The sequence below is a fragment of the Mesorhizobium sp. WSM4848 genome (assembly GCF_055811375.1).
The window spans coordinates 1-494 of the sequence record NZ_JBVVPX010000121.1 but is presented as its reverse complement, the minus strand read 5'-3'; the positions used below and the strand labels follow the sequence as shown (position 1 = coordinate 494).

At 57.7% G+C, this 494-nt stretch carries 1 pseudogene; it reads right to left on the bottom strand.

The window, feature by feature from the left end:
• Nucleotides 1-431: 431 nt before the first annotated feature.
• Nucleotides 432-494: pseudogene (locus tag AC0L16_RS33585) on the bottom strand (aldehyde dehydrogenase); the annotation flags it as partial.

Sequence of the window (494 nt, the reverse complement as noted above, 5' to 3'; positions counted from 1 at the left end):
GACAATTGCGAACCGTCAGCGTCGAAGATCACCGCCTTCGTCACCGTCAGGCCGTTGTCGATCCCAAGCAGGCTGGACATGGCTACCTCTCAGCTCATCGCTTGCCGATACGCGTTGCGAATAGGATTTTGGTGCATCGCGCCTGACGACGACGGGGAAAGCTGCCCGGCGAAGCAACCGCCGAACACCGATGGGAATGCCGAACCAACGGAATCGACCATACAATGGTGTTAAATTATCGTCAACATGTGTGATTTTTGGAAGCAATCTTGCGGCGGCCAAGGGCCCTTACGAGCGCCGAAGTCCCGAGCTCGCCATCATTGATGCGGCTTTCGCAGATTGTTTTGGATCTCCCTGAAGCCGCTGAACGGCGACCGAGATAGATCGTGGCAGCTATGGCGTAGCCGCCGCGACAAGGGGTCTCACCAGCCTCAGTCGATGTCGAAGGACACGCCTTGGGCCAGCGGCAGCGCCTTGGAATAGTTCACCGTGTT